This window comes from Sodalis sp. (in: enterobacteria), from assembly GCF_047607725.1.
Taxonomy (GTDB): Bacteria; Pseudomonadota; Gammaproteobacteria; order Enterobacterales; family Enterobacteriaceae; genus JBLKSS01.
In genome coordinates this window covers 1-2,058 of sequence record NZ_JBLKSS010000310.1, presented here as the reverse complement: position 1 = coordinate 2,058, position 2,058 = coordinate 1, and the positions used below count along the sequence as shown (strand labels likewise).

The window sequence follows — 2,058 nt, the reverse complement described above, 5'->3', positions numbered from 1 at the left end:
TCGCCGGATTATCCATGATCTGACAGCCGTCCCTTATAGGATGCGGGTTCACTAGGCATCGTAGTGGAACATATTCTTACCGGGCCATACAACAAACCCACCAATAATTCAAGACGTCCTCCACGGGGCGCTTACCTTTATTCCTCCATGTTGGCCCACACTTTGCAGCGCCAGGAGCAGGAAAATCATGCCAAGCAAGCGCACACGGGAACAAACGCGATTTCCCCGATGCGCGATACTTGAACGTAAACGATGCGTAACGGATAATAGTCTTAACGATCGGGTTGACATGCCTTCAGCCCGACGATGGCCCGGGAGTAGAATTATGAGTGAGACGGCAGCATTGCCATTACAGTTTACCGATTCAGCGGCAAGCAAGGTCAAAAACCTTATCGCGGACGAAGATAATCCGAATCTGAAATTGCGGGTCTATATCACCGGCGGCGGCTGCAGCGGCTTCCAGTATGGTTTCACCTTTGACGATAAAGTGAACGAAGACGACTTCACCATCGAGAAACAGAGTGTGGCGCTGGTGGTCGACCACATGAGCCTGCAATACCTGGTGGGTGGGTCGGTGGATTACAGCGAAGGGCTGGAAGGGTCGCGTTTTATCGTCACCAATCCCAACGCCAAAACCACCTGCGGCTGCGGGTCATCATTCAGCATCTAGCGCGCCGCGCGTTAAGCCGGCACGACATCAAGACCGGGACGCTGCGCGTACCGGTTTTTTATGCCCGCAAAACGGCCTACGCCGATTGCGGCGGCGCGGCGGTCCGCGCTAGTCGCGGTTATGAAATTCAAACACCGGCAGCTTTAGATGCCAGCGGATGGCCGCCAGCCGGATAAGCAGCGTCGTCGCCATTCCCAGCATGGCGGCGTGCTTGAGGGTGAAATGCCACTCGCTGTAGGTCACGGTGTGTGCAATACCGCCGGAGATGCAGGCGGTGGCGTAAATCTCGGTGCGCAGGATAAGCGGGATCTCCCGCGCCAGCACATCCCGCAGCATGCCGCCGCCCACGCCGGTAATCACCCCCATACACACCGCAATGAGCGGTACGGCGCCGCGGGCGAACGCTTTATTGACGCCGATACCGACAAACACCGCCAGTCCGATGGCATCAAGCACCGGCAGGATCCATTTCGGCGGCTGGCGCGTCTGGCCGATGGTCAGGAGGGTGACGAAACAGGTGATAATCGCCACCACCAAATCGGTGGGATCGCTCACCCAGAATACCGGTCCGTTAGCCAGCGCCATATCGCTGATCGTGCCGCCGCCAACCGCGGTCACCACGCCGAGCACCAGCACACCGAACGGATCCATCCGGAGTTTGCCGGCCAGCAGGACGCCGGAAATGGCAAACACCGCCGTACCAAGAATATCGAGCCAATAGAGCATCAGTGCGCCTCAACCGGAAGGGCGGAACGGATTTGCGCCAGCTGAGCGCAAAGCTGCCGCGCCGCCAATAGGATACGCGGTCCCGGACGGGTGAAGCTGTCTTCGTTGAGGGCAATCACCTGCACCGTTAACTGCGGCCGCCAAAAATCGCTCACCTGGCGGGCGGCGGTGGCGTCGCCCGGCGCGATAATGACCTGGGGATACCGTATCAGCACCTGCTCGCGGCTCACCTGCGGCCAGGGGACCGGGCTTGCGGCGAAAATATTGCGCCCACCGCATAGGGCGAGGATCTGGTTTTGCAGCGCCGCGCCGCCGGCGGTAAACAGCGGCCGGCGGCCAAACTTGCTGGTTCCGGTCACGCCCGATCAGCGATTCCGATTCTGTCCGACCGCTCATCTTCTGTTCCGCCATACTCTGGAGACTTTTAGCTTCCGGGGGTATGGCATGGCACGTAAAAAGAAGAACGCGAGAACAGAAATGTGCATCTATATCAATGTATTACGCATGAAATTTGAGCATCGTCGCTCGAATCGCAGCAGCGCTCGGCATCGGCTGTACCACAGTGCACGATATCCTCGGCCGATTCACGGTAGCTAACCTGGTCTGGCCATTGCCGGCGGAACTGTCCCCCGTCGACCTCGACCGCCTGCTCTATCCCGGCA

The 2,058-nt window shown here is 58.9% G+C and carries 3 protein-coding genes and 2 pseudogenes; 3 read left to right on the top strand and 2 right to left on the bottom strand.

Translation table 11 applies throughout. The features are described 5' to 3' along the window. The first annotated feature begins 63 nt into the window (after positions 1–63). Together ACMX3H_RS18900 and erpA are read left to right on the top strand one after the other, a co-directional pair. The gene (locus ACMX3H_RS18900) at positions 64–243 is read left to right on the top strand and encodes a hypothetical protein (RefSeq protein WP_415211874.1); all 180 of its coding nucleotides are present in this window, start codon (positions 64–66) and stop codon (positions 241–243) included. 82 nt (positions 244–325) lie between these two features. Continuing rightward, positions 326–670, top strand: a complete 345-nt coding sequence (erpA, locus tag ACMX3H_RS18895; protein ID WP_415211873.1) for an iron-sulfur cluster insertion protein ErpA — start codon at positions 326–328, stop codon at positions 668–670. 108 nt (positions 671–778) lie between these two features. Here the strand turns inward: erpA and ACMX3H_RS18890 are convergent, their stop codons facing one another. After that, positions 779–1,399 (bottom strand): TRIC cation channel family protein, encoded by a 621-nt coding sequence (locus ACMX3H_RS18890; RefSeq protein ID WP_415211875.1) that lies wholly within the window; start codon positions 1,397–1,399, stop codon positions 779–781. Continuing rightward, a pseudogene (locus ACMX3H_RS18885) lies at positions 1,396–1,740 on the bottom strand (vitamin B12 ABC transporter substrate-binding protein BtuF); the annotation flags it as partial. The pseudogene ACMX3H_RS18885 and the gene ACMX3H_RS18890, both read right to left, overlap by 4 nt. Positions 1,741–1,840: 100 nt before the next feature. Between ACMX3H_RS18885 and ACMX3H_RS18880 the strand changes: the two are divergent. Further along, a pseudogene (locus ACMX3H_RS18880) lies at positions 1,841–2,058 on the top strand (IS21 family transposase); the annotation flags it as partial.

Bases quoted from the DNA above. Each gene is read 5' to 3' on its own strand.
- erpA (WP_415211873.1), top strand. From the start codon at position 326: ATGAGTGAGACGGCAGCATTGCCATTACAGTTTACCGATTCAGCGGCA.